Annotated in this window: 13 protein-coding genes; all 13 read right to left on the reverse strand. The window is 61.2% G+C overall.

Going from position 1 to position 13,958, the window contains the following annotated elements; translation table 11 throughout:
• Positions 1 to 113: 113 nt before the first annotated feature.
• Positions 114 to 383 carry a DUF1467 family protein gene (locus ASE60_RS20050; protein ID WP_057252306.1) on the reverse strand — a complete coding sequence of 90 codons (270 nt, stop codon included), beginning with the start codon at positions 381 to 383 and terminating at the stop codon, positions 114 to 116.
• A 127-nt stretch (positions 384 to 510) separates the two neighbouring features.
• Positions 511 to 915: a methylmalonyl-CoA epimerase gene (gene mce, locus ASE60_RS20055; protein ID WP_057252308.1), complete on the reverse strand. Its 405-nt coding sequence runs from the start codon at positions 913 to 915 to the stop codon at positions 511 to 513.
• Positions 916 to 973: 58 nt separating this feature from the next.
• Positions 974 to 2,641: a ribonuclease J gene (locus tag ASE60_RS20060; protein WP_057252310.1), complete on the reverse strand. Its 1,668-nt coding sequence runs from the start codon at positions 2,639 to 2,641 to the stop codon at positions 974 to 976.
• Between the two features lie 26 nt (positions 2,642 to 2,667).
• Positions 2,668 to 3,435, reverse strand: a complete 768-nt coding sequence (locus tag ASE60_RS20065; protein WP_156414688.1) for a biotin--[acetyl-CoA-carboxylase] ligase — start codon at positions 3,433 to 3,435, stop codon at positions 2,668 to 2,670.
• Positions 3,432 to 4,874 (reverse strand): NADH-quinone oxidoreductase subunit NuoN, encoded by a 1,443-nt coding sequence (gene nuoN / locus ASE60_RS20070; RefSeq protein WP_057252312.1) that lies wholly within the window; start codon positions 4,872 to 4,874, stop codon positions 3,432 to 3,434. The genes ASE60_RS20065 and nuoN overlap by 4 nt, the downstream gene beginning before the upstream one ends.
• Before the next feature lie 19 nt (positions 4,875 to 4,893).
• Complete coding sequence (locus ASE60_RS20075; protein ID WP_057252314.1) at positions 4,894 to 6,405, reverse strand: NADH-quinone oxidoreductase subunit M; 1,512 nt, start codon at positions 6,403 to 6,405, stop codon at positions 4,894 to 4,896.
• A complete protein-coding gene (nuoL, locus tag ASE60_RS20080) occupies positions 6,405 to 8,399 on the reverse strand; it encodes an NADH-quinone oxidoreductase subunit L (protein WP_057252315.1) in 1,995 nt (664 codons plus the stop codon). The genes ASE60_RS20075 and nuoL overlap by 1 nt, the downstream gene beginning before the upstream one ends.
• Before the next feature lie 7 nt (positions 8,400 to 8,406).
• Positions 8,407 to 8,715, reverse strand: coding sequence for an NADH-quinone oxidoreductase subunit NuoK (gene nuoK, locus ASE60_RS20085; RefSeq protein WP_034803568.1), 309 nt, complete (start codon positions 8,713 to 8,715; stop codon positions 8,407 to 8,409).
• A 27-nt stretch (positions 8,716 to 8,742) separates the two neighbouring features.
• On the reverse strand, positions 8,743 to 9,357 hold the full coding sequence (locus ASE60_RS20090; protein WP_057252871.1) for an NADH-quinone oxidoreductase subunit J: 615 nt from the start codon (positions 9,355 to 9,357) through the stop codon (positions 8,743 to 8,745).
• Positions 9,358 to 9,495: 138 nt separating this feature from the next.
• Positions 9,496 to 9,987, reverse strand: coding sequence for an NADH-quinone oxidoreductase subunit NuoI (gene nuoI / locus ASE60_RS20095; RefSeq protein ID WP_025426590.1), 492 nt, complete (start codon positions 9,985 to 9,987; stop codon positions 9,496 to 9,498).
• Between the two features lie 64 nt (positions 9,988 to 10,051).
• Entirely contained in the window at positions 10,052 to 11,095 is a 1,044-nt protein-coding gene (nuoH, locus tag ASE60_RS20100) for an NADH-quinone oxidoreductase subunit NuoH (RefSeq protein WP_057252316.1), read from the reverse strand.
• Positions 11,096 to 11,115: 20 nt separating this feature from the next.
• Complete coding sequence (gene nuoG, locus ASE60_RS20105; RefSeq protein WP_057252318.1) at positions 11,116 to 13,197, reverse strand: NADH-quinone oxidoreductase subunit NuoG; 2,082 nt, start codon at positions 13,195 to 13,197, stop codon at positions 11,116 to 11,118.
• Positions 13,198 to 13,307: 110 nt separating this feature from the next.
• Positions 13,308 to 13,958 (reverse strand): NADH:ubiquinone oxidoreductase, encoded by a 651-nt coding sequence (locus ASE60_RS20110; RefSeq protein WP_057252320.1) that lies wholly within the window; start codon positions 13,956 to 13,958, stop codon positions 13,308 to 13,310.

Below are 13,958 nucleotides of genomic sequence, written 5' to 3' on the forward strand. Positions count from 1 at the left end.
CTGCAATTGCGCTGGTTCCACCCACAGCATCGCGCGCGGCGTCATCATGACGCAGAAATCAAGCACCCGGCAGCCTTGCGGTTCGGCTCAGCCCATCCGCCTTGCCGATATTCTCAATAGAATTTCGGGTAAAACCGCGGAATGGAATCGATCCCGTAGCCAAGTTTGACGGAGACGATGTACCAGGCGAGCTGGATGACAGCCGCGATCGCCGTGGTCAAAAGCACGACCCGTTTCGCATTGAACTTGGCCGGCGCGCTTTCGACGCTTCCCGGGACGACGCTGTTTTCCTCCGCTTGCGTGCGCACTCCCAAGGGAAGCACGGCAAATAGCGTGATCCACCAGATGATGAAGTAAATAGCAAAAGTTGAAAACAGTGGCATTTCCGGCTCCCGGTGAAGGCGATCGACGCAACGACCGCAGGCCGTTTCGCCGCGACATCCGCGACATTCTGTCCGCCTTATAGCGCCGCCGGCCCGATCAGACAAACGCGCATCGCGCGGTCAACTGTCACACCTCTTCGAGTTCGATCAGCGTACCCTGGAAATCCTTGGGGTGCAGGAAAAGCACCGGCTTGCCATGCGCACCGATTTTCGGCTCGCCGTCCCCCAGAACGCGAGCTCCGGCCGCACGCAGCGCGTCGCGTGCGGCGAGGATATTGTCCACCTCGTAGCAGATGTGATGCATTCCGCCCGAAGGGTTCTTCGCCAGGAAAGCGGCGATCGGCGAGGTCTCGCCGATCGGCTCCAATAGCTCGACCTTGGTGTTCGCCAGCGTGACGAACACCACGGTTACGCCGTGTTCCGGCAACGTCTGCGGCTCGGTGACGGATGCACCAAGCGTCGAGCGGTAGCTTTCGGCGGCGGCGGCAAGATCCGGCACGGCGATGGCGATATGGTTCACTTTTCCGAGCATTGCGATCCTCCCGCGTCCTGTACCGGCCCCGCTTACACTGCCGCGGGACGACCGCCAATCAGACTTTGGTGACGAACACCGTTACAATCGGCTTCTTGCCCCACGTCTGGTTGGCCGTGCTGCGAACGGCGCGGCGAACCGCCTCCTGCAGCATGGCCAGATCCTTGCGCTTTGCCCGCGGAATGCTCTCGACCGCACCGAGGATCGCGTCATAGAGTGTATCCTCCATGTCTTCGCCCTCGTCATCGAATTCCGGCAGACCGATCGCAACGATGTCCGGGTCGCCAAGGAAATCGTAGCGGCCGTCGAGTACGACGTTGACGGCGACGTGCCCTGCGAAGGAGAGCTTGCGGCGTTCGCCGATGCCCATCTCTTCGAAATCGCCGATGAGGTTGCCGTCCTTGTAGATGCGGCCATGCGGCGCTTCGTCGATGACCTCGGCCGGACCTGGTGCAAGACGCAGCATTTCACCGTTCCGAAGGCGCGGAACGCTGGCGATGCCCGACTGCTGACCAAGTTCGGCATGGGCCGTCAGATGCGCGGCTTCGCCATGAACCGGAACGAGAATCTGCGGGCGCAGCCATTGATACATCTGCTGCAGCTCGGTGCGGCGCGGGTGACCGGACACATGCACCAGCGCTTCACTGTCGGTGATGATGTGTATGCCTTGCTCGACCAGGCCATTCTTGATGTCGTTGATCGCCTTCTCGTTGCCGGGGATGGTGCGCGAGGAGAACACGACTGTATCGCCGGCGGAAAAAGCCACGTTGCGCATCTCGTCGCGGGCAATCTTGGCGAGTGCTGCCCGAGGCTCACCCTGGCTACCGGTCAGGATGACCACGACCTTGTCGCGCGGCACGTAGCCGAACTCGTCTTCGGCAAGGAAAGGCTTGATCCCTTCCATCAGGCCGAGATCCGCGGCCACGGCGACGACCCGCTTCATCGAACTGCCGAGCAGCAGCACATCCCTGCCCGCCTCTTCCGCCGCCTCGGCGATCGAGCGGATGCGCCCGACATTCGAGGAGAAAGTCGTAATTGCGACCCGGCCCTCGGCGTTGGCGATGATCTTCGTCAGGCTCTCGGAGACTTCCTGTTCCGACGGCGAAACACCATCACGCATCGCATTGGTGGAATCGCAGATGAGCGCCAGCACGCCTTCGTCACCAATCTGGCGGAATCGCGTCTCGTCGGTCAGGGGCCCAAGCGACGGATGCAGGTCGATCTTCCAGTCGCCGGTGTGAACGACAGTGCCGACCGGGGTGCGGATGATCAGCGACATCGGCTCGGGGATCGAATGGTTGACACCGACCGCCTCGATCTCGAACGGGCCGACATTGATGCGGTCGCCCTGTTTGAAGATCGTCACCGGGATCTCACTGCGGCTTCTCTCGAAATCGCGCTTGGCTTCCAGCATGCCTGCCGTGAACGGCGAGGCATAGACCGGAACGTTAAGGCCCGGCCAGAGATCGTTCAGGCCGCCATAATGGTCCTCGTGGGCGTGGGTAATGATGATGCCCTTGAGATTGCGGCGCTCTTCCGCCAGGAAGCTGATATCTGCGAGAACCAGATCCACGCCCGGAAGGTCCGGCCCCGGAAAGGTGACGCCGCAATCGACCATGATCCACTGGCGGCTTCCAGGCCGTCCGTAGCCGTATAGGCCAAGATTCATGCCGATTTCGCCGACGCCGCCGAGCGGCAAGAACACCAGTTCTTCTTCTTGCGCCATATTGTAATGCGCCCTTGTTCTAGGAATTATCCGAAAAATACGTCGCCGGCGGCAATCGCGTGCATCGTGCCTGACCCGGTATCGAGCATCAACCGCCCGGTCTCATCAATACCGGCAAAGCGACCCGAAAGCGACCGGTCCGGCAGGTTCACAGTTATCGTCTCACCGATGCCGCGGGCGGCGGATCGCCACTGTTCTATGGTCTTTGCAATACCTGCGCCGCGCTCCCACAGCGACAACGTCTCCGCCATCGTCATGAACAGCCGCGCGAAAAGTTCGTCGGGAGAAACCGAAGCGCCTTCCTTCCTCAACGAGGTCACGGGATAGAGGGCTTCATCCGGCTGCACGGCAATGTTGATGCCACAGCCAATGACCAGTGCCTGGCGCCCATCTGCAAGCGCCTCACCCTCGAGCAGGATGCCGCAGGTCTTTTTGCCGTCGATGAGAATATCGTTCGGCCATTTGATCTCGACCGGTGCAGCGCCCGGCGGCATCACCTGGCGGATTGCCCGGTGCACGGCAACGGCAACCGCGAGCGGCAGGGAATGCAAATGCTCGATCGGCGCCGGATCAATCAGGAGAAGCGATGCGTAGAGATTGCCGGGCTCAGAGAACCAGGCGCGACCGCGGCGTCCCCGGCCACCGGTCTGCCTGACAGCGGTGACCCAGAGATTGCCCGGGTCGCCCTGGCGCGCACGCGCCAGGCATTCGCTGTTTGTTGATCCAACCGCATCGAGAGCGACGTGCCGGAAATCGTCGGGCGATATCCGGCCGCCGCTTTTAAGGGCGATCAAAAGAAGGTCCGCGCCGCGGCCTCGGCAGCGCTTCCAAGCGGACCGCCGATCAGGACGTATCCAAGGACGAACAGACCCGAGAGACCGAACACCAGTTTCAGTTCGCCAGCCGTACGGGCGAACTCGCCCTTGGCGTCATCGAACCACATCACTTTGATGACGCGCAGGTAGTAATAGGCGCCGACAACGGATGCGAGGACGCCGATGATGGCGAGTGCATAGAGCTGCGCTTCGATTGCGGCCATGAACACGAAGTACTTCCCGAAGAAGCCTGCCATCGGCGGAATGCCGGCGAGCGAGAACATCAGGACGGTCAGGACGGTCGCCATGAAGGGGTTCGTCTGCGAGAGACCAGCGAGATCGTCGACGTTTTCAACGTTTTCACCTTCCTTACGCCGCATCGCCAGGATGCAGGCGAAGGTGCCGAGCGTCATGACCATGTAAATGAGCATGTAGAGCAGCACGCCGCGAACGCCCGCCATCGAGCCGGCGGCAAGGCCGACAAGCGCATAGCCCATGTGGCCGATCGAGGAATAGGCCATCAGACGCTTGATGTTCTTCTGGCCGATCGCCGCGAAGGAGCCGAGCAGCATCGAAGCGATCGAGATGAAGACGATGATCTGCTGCCAGTCGGCAACAACGGGTTCAAAGGCATTGATGACGATACGCACAAGGATCGCCATGGCCGCAACCTTCGGCGCTGCCGCGAAGAAGGCGGTGACCGGCGTTGGCGCACCTTCGTAAACATCCGGCGTCCACATGTGGAACGGCACGGCCGAGATCTTGAAGGCGAGACCGGCGAGCACGAAGACGAGACCGAAGATCAGGCCGAGCGAACGTCCCTCCGCCGTCAGTGCAGCGGCGATCTGGGTAAAGCCGGTGTGGCCAGTGAAGCCGTAGATCAGCGACATGCCATAGAGCAGCATGCCCGAGGAAAGCGCACCGAGCACGAAGTACTTGAGGCCGGCCTCGGTCGAGCGGATGCTGTCGCGGTTGATCGCAGCGACGACGTAGAGCGCCAGCGACTGCAGTTCCAGCGACAGGTACAGCGACATCAGGTCGTTGGCCGAGATCATCAACAGCATGCCGAGCGTTGCCAGCACCAGAAGCACCGGGAACTCGAAGCGATCAATCTGGGCGGAACGCGCGTGACCGACTGTCATCACCAGTGCCGTGATCGAACCGATCAACGCCAGCACCTTCATGAACTTGGCGAAGGGATCCGACAGGAAGGCGCCGCCATAGGCCGAGCCTTCGCCGGTCTTTAGCACGAGCCAGAGACCGGCGATGATCAGAACGGCAACCGCAAGGCCGGTGACCGTCGACGCCGATTTTTCGCCGGCAAACACGCCGATCATCAGCAATGCCATCGCGCCGACCGCGAGGATCAACTCGGGGATCGAGAGTTGCAGGCTTGCAAGGAGGGTTTCAGCAGTCATGTCCAATCACGTCCTGTGGTCATTGCACCGAAAGCGCAACGTTTTGCGCTGCCTGCAGGGCTGCGGAGTAGTTGTTGACGAGCAGATCCACGGAAGCCGCGGTCGCATCGAAGATCGGTGCCGGATAGACGCCGAAAAAGATCGTCAGGATCACCAGCGGATAGAGGATCGCCTTTTCACGACCGGAAAGATCGAGCAGAGACTTCAGGCTTTCCTTCTCCAGCGCACCGAAGATCACTCGTCGGTAGAGCCAGAGCGCATAGGCGGCCGAAAGGATCACACCGGACGTGGCGAAGAGCGCCACCCAGGTGTTGGCGCGGAAGGCGCCGACCAAGGTCAGCACTTCACCGACGAAGCTAGACGTGCCCGGCAAGCCAACGTTGGCCATGGTGAACACCATGAAGGCGACGGCGTATTTCGGCATATTGTTGACGAGACCGCCATAGGCCGCGATCTCGCGGGTGTGCAAACGGTCATAGACGACGCCGACGCAAAGGAAGAGTGCGCCGGAGACGATGCCGTGCGACAGCATCTGGAAGATCGCGCCCTGAACGCCCTGAACATTGGCGGCGAAGATGCCCATCGTCACATAGCCCATATGCGCCACCGACGAATAGGCGATCAGCTTCTTGATGTCGGTCTGCATCATCGCCACCAGCGAGGTGTAGATGATAGCGACGACCGACAGCGTGAAGACGAACGGAGCGAAATAGTCGGATGCCAGCGGGAACATCGGCAGCGAGAAGCGCAGGAAGCCGTAGCCGCCGAGCTTCAGGAGAATGCCCGCCAGGATGACCGAGCCCGCTGTCGGCGCCTGAACGTGCGCGTCCGGAAGCCAGGTATGGACTGGCCACATCGGCATCTTCACCGCGAAGGAGGCGAAGAAGGCCAGCCACAACCAGGTCTGCATCTGGCGCGGGAAGTTGTAGGCGAGCAGCTGCGTGATGTCGGTGGTACCGGCCTGCCAGTACATCGCCATGATCGCGAGCAGCATCAGCACCGAGCCGAGCAGCGTGTAGAGGAAGAACTTGTAGCTGGCGTAGACGCGGTCCTTGCCACCCCAGACGCCGATGATGAGGAACATCGGGATCAGGCCAGCTTCGAAGAACACGTAGAACAGCACGATATCGAGCGACACGAAGACGCCGATCATGAACGTTTCCAAGACCAGAAACGCGATCATGTATGCCTTGAGACGCTTCTCGATCGACAGCCAGCTTGCGAGCACGCAGAACGGCATGAGGAAGGCCGAGAGCACGACGAAGAGCACCGAGATGCCATCGACTCCGAGATGATAGGAAATGCCGGTGCCGAGCCACTCGTGCTTTTCGAGCATCTGGAAGCCGGGGTTCGATGCATCGAACTGGTACCAGATGTAGACCGACACCGCGAAGGTGAAGATCGTCGTCAGCAGCGAAACGTTCAGGATGTTCCGGCGGCCGTAGGCGCTGTCTTCCCTGACAAGCAAGAGAAGCAGTACGCCGACGAGCGGCATGAAGGTGACCGCGGAAAGTACGGGCCAATCGGTCATCAGAAGGAACTCCTGAACATCATCCAAGTAACGAGCGCGGCAATGCCGATCAGCATCGCGAACGCGTAGTGATAGAGGTAACCAGTCTGCAGGCGGACAACGCGGTCAGTAACGTTGAGCACACGTGCAGCAATGCCGTTCGGGCCGTAGCCATCGATCACGCGGCCGTCGCCTTCCTTCCAGAGGAAGGTGCCGAGCCACTTGGCGGAGCGCACGAACAGCAGGTCGTAGAGCTCGTCGAAGTACCACTTGTTGAGCAGGAACTGGTAGAGGCCACGGTGCTGGTCTGCCAGATAATTCGGCAGTTCCGGCCGGCGGATATACATGTACCAGGCGGTGAAGAGGCCGAGCGCCATGGCGCAGAACGGGCTCCACTTAACCCACAGCGGTACGTGGTGGTACTCATGCAGGACTTCGTTTTCAGCCGATGTGAACAGCGCACCCTTCCAGAACTCGGCATAGCCTTCGCCGAAGAAGTGGTCGTGGAAGAGGAAACCTGCGATCAGTGCGCCGGCGGCGAGAATGTAGAGCGGCACCAGCATGACCTGCGGCGACTCGTGCACGTGATGCATGACATCCGACGACGCACGGGGCTTGCCGTGGAACGTCATGAAGGCCAGGCGCCACGAATAGAAGCTGGTGAAGAGCGCGGCGACCACCAGCAGGGCGAAGGCGAAACCGGATACCGAGCTGTGCGCGGCAAACGTCGACTCGATGATCGCGTCCTTCGAGAAGAAGCCAGCCGTACCGAAGAGCGTACCGGGAATACCGACACCGGTCAGCGCGATCGTACCGATGAACATCATCCAGTAGGTGACCGGGATGTGCTTCCTGAGGCCACCCATGTAGCGCATGTCCTGCTCGCCATCGACGGCGTGAATGACCGAACCGGCACCCAAGAACAGGAGAGCCTTGAAGAAGGCGTGCGTGAACAGGTGGAAGATCGCTGCGCCATAGGCGCCGACGCCGAGCGCCACAAACATGTAGCCGAGCTGCGAGCAGGTCGAATAGGCGATCACGCGCTTGATGTCGTTCTGGACGAGACCAACGGTCGCGGCGAAGAAGGCGGTGATGGCACCGATGATCGTCACGACGGTCAGTGCGTCCGGCGACAGTTCGAAGAGCGGCGACATGCGGGCGACGAGGAAGACGCCGGCGGTAACCATGGTTGCGGCATGGATAAGAGCCGAAACCGGGGTCGGGCCCTCCATCGCGTCCGGAAGCCAGGTGTGCAGCAGGAACTGCGCCGACTTACCCATCGCGCCCATGAAGAGCAGCAAGCAGGCCGCAGTGATCGCGTCAGCCTTGTCGAGGTGCATACCGAACAGGGTGACAACCGCCTCCCCTGCTGCAGCGCCTTCGGCCGGCAGATAGGTCTGGGCGACGGCGAAGATCGTCTCGAAGTTGACCGAGCCGAACAGCACGAAGACGAGGAAGATGCCGAGCGAGAAGCCGAAGTCGCCGACGCGGTTGACGATGAAGGCCTTCATCGCGGCAGCATTCGCCGACGGCTTCTTGTACCAGAAGCCGATGAGCAGGTAGGACGCGAGACCCACACCTTCCCAGCCGAAGAACATCTGCACCAGATTGTCCGACGTGATGAGCATCAGCATCGCGAAGGTGAAGAGCGAAAGATAGGCAAAGAAGCGCGGACGATGCGGATCGTGGTGCATGTATCCGATCGAATAGACATGCACGAGCGTCGACACCGTGTTGACGACGACGAACATGACCGATGTCAGCGTATCGACGCGGAACGCCCATTCGACATCGAAGCTGCCGGATTGGATCCAGCGCAGCACCGAAACCTTGATCATCTCCTGGTGGCCCAAGGCGACGTCGAAGAAGACGTACCAGGACAGCGCAGCGGCGATGATCATCAGACCGCTTGTCACATATTCCGATGCCTTGGCGCCGATCGAAGTACCGAAGAGGCCGGCGATCAGAAAGCCGATCAAAGGCAGGAAGACGATAGCCTTGATGATGGTATCCATAGCCCAATCAGCCCTTCATCATGTTGACGTCTTCAACAGCGATCGAGCCGCGGTTGCGGTAGAAGACGACGAGAATTGCAAGTCCGATAGCCGCTTCCGCAGCCGCGACGGTCAGGATGAACAGGGCAAAGACCTGGCCAGTGATGTCATTCAGGAACGCCGAGAAGGCGACCATGTTGATGTTGACCGCGAGAAGAATGAGTTCGACCGACATCAGGATAACGATGACGTTCTTCCGGTTCAGGAAGATGCCGAAGACGCCCAGCGTGAACAGGATGGCGCTGACGGTGAGATAGTGGGAAATTCCGATTTCCATTTTATGTTCCTCGATCTCGCGTCCGACTTAGATGCCCTGGCCCGGCTTGACCGTGACCACTTCGACGGCGGTCTCGGGCGTACGGGCAACCTGCTGCGGGATATTCTGGCGCTTGATGTTTTCGCGGTGGCGCAGGGTCAGCACGATGGCGCCGATCATGGCGACGAGCAGCACAAGGCCAGCGATCTGGAAGAAGTAGACGTAGTGGGTATAGAGCACGTCGCCGAGGGCTGCCGTGTTCGTCCGCTCCGTGACGGCCGGGATCGGCATCGAAATCGCCTTGGCGATCTCAGGCGAGAACGTTGCGCCGCCGACCACGATGATAAGCTCGGCAGCCAGGATCAGGCCGATCAGCGCGCCGATCGGCGCGTATTCGAGCACGCCCGCCCGCAATTCCGCGAAGTCGATGTCGAGCATCATGACGACGAACAGGAACAGCACCGCGACCGCGCCGACATAGACGACCAGCAGGATCATCGCGAGGAACTCGGCGCCGGTCAGCAGGAACAGGCCTGCCGAGTTGAAAAAGGTCAGGATCAGGAACAGAACCGAATAAACCGGGTTCCTGGCCGCAATGACCATAAATGCCGACGCCACCGCGATGAAGGCAAAGAGATAGAAAAAAAGAACCTGCAGACCCATGATCGGTGCCTTCTTCGTCTTGCACGGCGTGAGGCGCTTCAGGCCCCACTCCACAGGCAAAGCCGGACACGCGTCCGGCCGTTGCCCAAACCTATGTCACATGCACCGCCCTCCCCGGGGCGGCGCTACGCTCTGGCCTCAGCGATAGGGCGAGTCCATTGCGATGTTGCGGGCGATTTCGCGCTCCCAACGGTCGCCATTGGCGAGGAGCTTGTCCTTGTCGTAGTAAAGCTCTTCGCGCGTCTCGGTGGCGAACTCGAAGTTCGGGCCCTCGACGATGGCATCAACCGGACAGGCTTCCTGGCAGAAACCGCAATAGATGCACTTCACCATGTCGATGTCGTAGCGCACGGTGCGGCGGGTGCCGTCATTGCGGCGCGGTCCAGCTTCGATGGTGATGGCCTGTGCAGGACAGATCGCCTCGCAGAGCTTGCAGGCGATGCAACGCTCTTCACCATTCGGGTAGCGGCGCAGCGCATGCTCGCCACGGAAGCGCGGGCTGACCGGCCCTTTTTCAAAGGGGTAGTTCAACGTCGCCTTCGGCTTGAAGAAATAGCGCATCGACAGAAAGAACGCGCCGACGAATTCCTTCAGGAACAGCGAGCTGACGGCTTGCGAAAGACCGGCCATCATTTACCTCCAGAATTGCCGGCCTGGGAGCGACCGGCGGTATGCTGCCAAACGTGAGCCATCGTCATGCGGCTCCCGTCAGCTTGAGAACGAATGCAGTGATCACGACCATTGCAAGAGAGATCGGCAGGAAGACCTTCCAGCCGAGACGCATCAGCTGGTCGTAGCGGTAGCGCGGAACGAAAGCCTTCACCATTGCGAACATGAAGAACACGAAGGACGCCTTCAGAACGAACCAGATGATGCCGGGAACCCAGTTCAAGAACCAGACGTCAACCGGGGGCAGCCAGCCGCCGAGGAACAGGATCGTCGTCAGCGCGCACATCAGGCAGATGGCGGCATATTCGCCGAGCATGAACATCATGTACGGGGTCGAGCCGTACTCGACCATGAAGCCGGCGACGAGTTCGGATTCGGCTTCCGGCAGGTCGAAGGGCGGGCGGTTCGTTTCGGCAAGTGCCGAAATGAAGAACACGATGAACATCGGGAACAGCGCCAGCCAATGCCAGTCGAGGAACGACGCCGGCAGGCCGAGATTCGTGCCGATGCCCGTGGACTGAGCGTTGACGATGTCCGTCAGGTTCAGCGAGCCGACGCAGAGCAGGACGGTAACGATGACGAAGCCGATAGAGACTTCGTAGGAGACCATCTGTGCCGCGGAGCGGAGCGCGCCGAGGAAGGGATATTTGGAATTCGACGCCCAGCCGCCCATGATGATGCCATAAACTTCAAGAGAAGATATGGCGAACACGAAGAGGATGCCGACGTTGACGTTCGCGATGACCCAGCCGGCGTTGAGTGGGATCACCGCCCAGGCGGCAAGCGCCAGCGTCACGGAAACGAGCGGTGCGAGCAGGAAGATCGCCTTGTTGGCGCCAGCCGGAATCACCGGCTCCTTGAAGACGAACTTCAAAAGGTCGGCGAAGGACTGGAAAAGTCCCCACGGGCCTACCACATTCGGACCACGGCGGAGCTGAACTGCAGCCCAGATCTTACGGTCGGCAAGCAGAATGTAGGCGATGAAAAGCAGCAGCGCGACCAGGAGCAGCAGCGACTGGGCGACCATGATGATCGTGGGCCAGACATAGGTCGAAACGAAAGCGTCCATGATACTCTATTCCCTCGCGCTCATTCCGCCGCAGCTTTGAAGTTGTTGCGTGCCAAAGCCGAGCATTCGGCCATGACGGCGGATGCGCGCGCTATCGGGTTCGTCAAATAGAAGTCTTTGACCGGAGACGCAAACACGGATTTGCCCATCTCACCGGCTTTTTGGCCGAGTGCGGCAATTTCGTCGCCGTTGCCGGTCGCGATCGCGTCGACATCCGCGAAATGCGGGTGAGCCGCATAGAGCTTCGAGCGCAATTCGCCAAGCGAATCAAAGGGCAGCTTCTTGCCGAGAACGTCGGAGAGTGCGCGAATGATCGCCCAGTCCTCACGCGCATCGCCCGGTGCGAAGCCGGCGCGATTGCCGACCTGAACGCGACCTTCCGTGTTGACCCAGGTGCCGGACTTTTCGGTGTAGGTCGCACCCGGCAGGATGACGTCGGCGGCATGCGCGCCGTTGTCGCCGTGCGAACCGATATAGACGGTGAAGCCGGACTTGCGACCGGCAAGGTCGATCTCATCGGCGCCGAGCAGGAAGAGAACGTCGGAAGCGGTAACCATTTCGGCCGCCGTCTTGCCGTTCGCACCCGGTACGAAGCCGAGGTCGAGACCACCGACGCGGGAAGCAGCCGTGTGCAGAACGGCAAAGCCGTTCCACTCGGCAGTGACCGCACCGACGGCGCCCGCGAGCTTGGCGGCGGCAGCAAGAACGGCAGCGCCGCCCTCCCCTGCAATCGCGCCCTGGCCGATGAGAATCATCGGGCGCTGCGCCTTCTTGAGCGTCGCGGCAAACTTGCCCTTGCCGGAGACGAGTTCGGCGAGCGTTTCGGTGCCGGCGCCGAGATATTCGTATTCGTAGCGCAGCTCGCCGGGCTCCCCGATCACGGCGATCGGGAAGTTGCCCATGCGGTAGCGCTTGCGGATACGGGCGTTGAGGACCGAAGCCTCGAAGCGCGGGTTGGAGCCGATGATCAGCAGCGCATCAGCGCTTTCGATGCCGGCGATGGTCGGGTTGAAAAGGTAGCTGGCGCGGCCAAGCGACGGGTCGAGTGCGGCGCCGTCCTGGCGGCAATCGACGCTCTCGGAGCCGAGTGCTGCGATCAACTGCTTCAGCGCGTACATTTCTTCGACCGAAGCGAGGTCGCCGGCGATGGCGCCGATCTTGTCGCCGGAGGTCTTGGCAACGGCAGCCTTGACCGCCTGGAAGGCTTCGCCCCAGGTCGCCGGCTGCAGTCGGCCGTCCTTCTTGACATAGGGACGATCGAGACGCTGCGTCTTCAGGCCGTCCCAGATGAAGCGGCTCTTGTCGGAGATCCACTCTTCGTTGATGTCCTCATTGACGCGCGGCATGATGCGCATGACTTCGCGACCGCGGGTGTCGACGCGGATCGCAGAACCGAGTGCATCCATCACGTCGATGGATTCGGTCTTGTTCAGCTCCCACGGACGAGCAGTGAAGGCAAATGGCTTCGAGGTCAGCGCGCCGACCGGGCAGAGGTCAACGACGTTGCCCTGCAGTTCGGACGTCATCGCCTGCTCGAGATAGGTGGTGATCTCGGCGTCTTCGCCGCGGCCAATCAGGCCAAGCTCGGCAATACCGGCGACTTCGGTCGTGAAACGGACGCAACGCGTGCAGTGAATGCAGCGGTTCATCACGGTCTTGACCAGCGGGCCGATATACTTGTCTTCGACGGCGCGCTTGTTTTCCTGATAACGCGAGCTGTCGATACCGAAGGCCATCGCCTGGTCCTGCAGGTCGCATTCGCCGCCCTGGTCGCAGATCGGGCAGTCGAGCGGGTGGTTGATCAGCAGGAATTCCATCACGCCTTCGCGGGCCTTCTTGACCATCGGCGTGGTCGTGAAGACTTCCGGCGTCTCGCCGTTCGGGCCCGGACGGAGGTCGCGCACGCCCATGGCGCAGGAAGCGGCGGGCTTTGGCGGCCCTCCCTTCACTTCGATAAGACACATGCGGCAGTTGCCGGCGACCGACAGCCGCTCATGGAAACAGAAGCGCGGAACCTCGGCTCCGGCCTCTTCGCACGCCTGAAGCAGCGTGAAATGATCCGGTACCTCGATCTCTTTTCCGTCGACTTTCAGCTTTGCCATCTTCGTACTCAATCCTGTCTTCCGTCCATCGGCCTTCCGGCGACGGACAATTCCAACACAGCCTTGCTGCTTGCGGGCGATGACCGTCTCAGGTCCCCGCCCCTATTGTCTCACGCGCCCTTCAGCGCCTTGGCCTGTCCAACCCAATCGTCCCGCTTGATGCGGCCGCCGAAACCGAGCTCGTCGTCAAAGCGGGCAACGTCCGCCTCGCTCCAGCCGGCGATATCGGCAAAACCGCGAATGCCCTTCGCGTTGAGCACCTGCTCCAGCTTCGGGCCAATACCGGAAATCCGCTTGAGGTCGTCAGCAGCTTGCGCCTTGGCGCGCGCCGCGCGAACCTTGACCGGCTTCTCGACCGCGACCTTCTCAACGGCCGGTTTTGCCGCAATACGATTTGGCGAAGCGGCGGGCTTCACGACCGTTTTCGCTTCTGCTTCTGCCGGGAGCGCCGTCTCGGCGACAACGGCGGTAACGTCCTGCTCTGCCGGTTCCACCCGCTTCTGAGCCGCCTCGACCGCACCCTGCATCGCGCCGAACATGGCGCCAGCAAAGTGGCTGGTCAGACCGAAACCGATGGCTGTTACCGCCGCCACAGCGGCAGCCGGGTGAACCATCAGCGGGTGCAGCGACACCTGCGGCAGGCCCTTCATCCATTCGGCCATGCCGAACGGATCGGCCGGATCACCGCCGAGCGGACGCGCGAATGGAATGCCTGTTTCGGCCTGCCCTTTCATCTGTCCCTCCTCGCGTGCACCGGCCAT

Origin of the sequence: Ensifer sp. Root278 (assembly GCF_001429285.1) — a bacterium.
Taxonomy (GTDB): domain Bacteria; phylum Pseudomonadota; class Alphaproteobacteria; order Rhizobiales; family Rhizobiaceae; genus Ensifer.

Bases quoted from the DNA above. Each gene is read 5' to 3' on its own strand.
- ASE60_RS20050 (WP_057252306.1), bottom strand. From the start codon at position 383: ATGCCACTGTTTTCAACTTTTGCTATTTACTTCATCATCTGGTGGATC.
- mce (WP_057252308.1), bottom strand. From the start codon at position 915: ATGCTCGGAAAAGTGAACCATATCGCCATCGCCGTGCCGGATCTTGCC.
- ASE60_RS20060 (WP_057252310.1), bottom strand. From the start codon at position 2,641: ATGGCGCAAGAAGAAGAACTGGTGTTCTTGCCGCTCGGCGGCGTCGGC.
- nuoN (WP_057252312.1), bottom strand. From the start codon at position 4,874: ATGACTGCTGAAACCCTCCTTGCAAGCCTGCAACTCTCGATCCCCGAG.
- ASE60_RS20075 (WP_057252314.1), bottom strand. From the start codon at position 6,405: ATGACCGATTGGCCCGTACTTTCCGCGGTCACCTTCATGCCGCTCGTC.
- nuoL (WP_057252315.1), bottom strand. From the start codon at position 8,399: ATGGATACCATCATCAAGGCTATCGTCTTCCTGCCTTTGATCGGCTTT.
- nuoK (WP_034803568.1), bottom strand. From the start codon at position 8,715: ATGGAAATCGGAATTTCCCACTATCTCACCGTCAGCGCCATCCTGTTC.
- ASE60_RS20090 (WP_057252871.1), bottom strand. From the start codon at position 9,357: ATGGGTCTGCAGGTTCTTTTTTTCTATCTCTTTGCCTTCATCGCGGTG.
- nuoI (WP_025426590.1), bottom strand. From the start codon at position 9,987: ATGGCCGGTCTTTCGCAAGCCGTCAGCTCGCTGTTCCTGAAGGAATTC.
- nuoH (WP_057252316.1), bottom strand. From the start codon at position 11,095: ATGGACGCTTTCGTTTCGACCTATGTCTGGCCCACGATCATCATGGTC.
- nuoG (WP_057252318.1), bottom strand. From the start codon at position 13,197: ATGGCAAAGCTGAAAGTCGACGGAAAAGAGATCGAGGTACCGGATCAT.
- ASE60_RS20110 (WP_057252320.1), bottom strand. From the start codon at position 13,958: ATGGCCGGTGCACGCGAGGAGGGACAGATGAAAGGGCAGGCCGAAACA.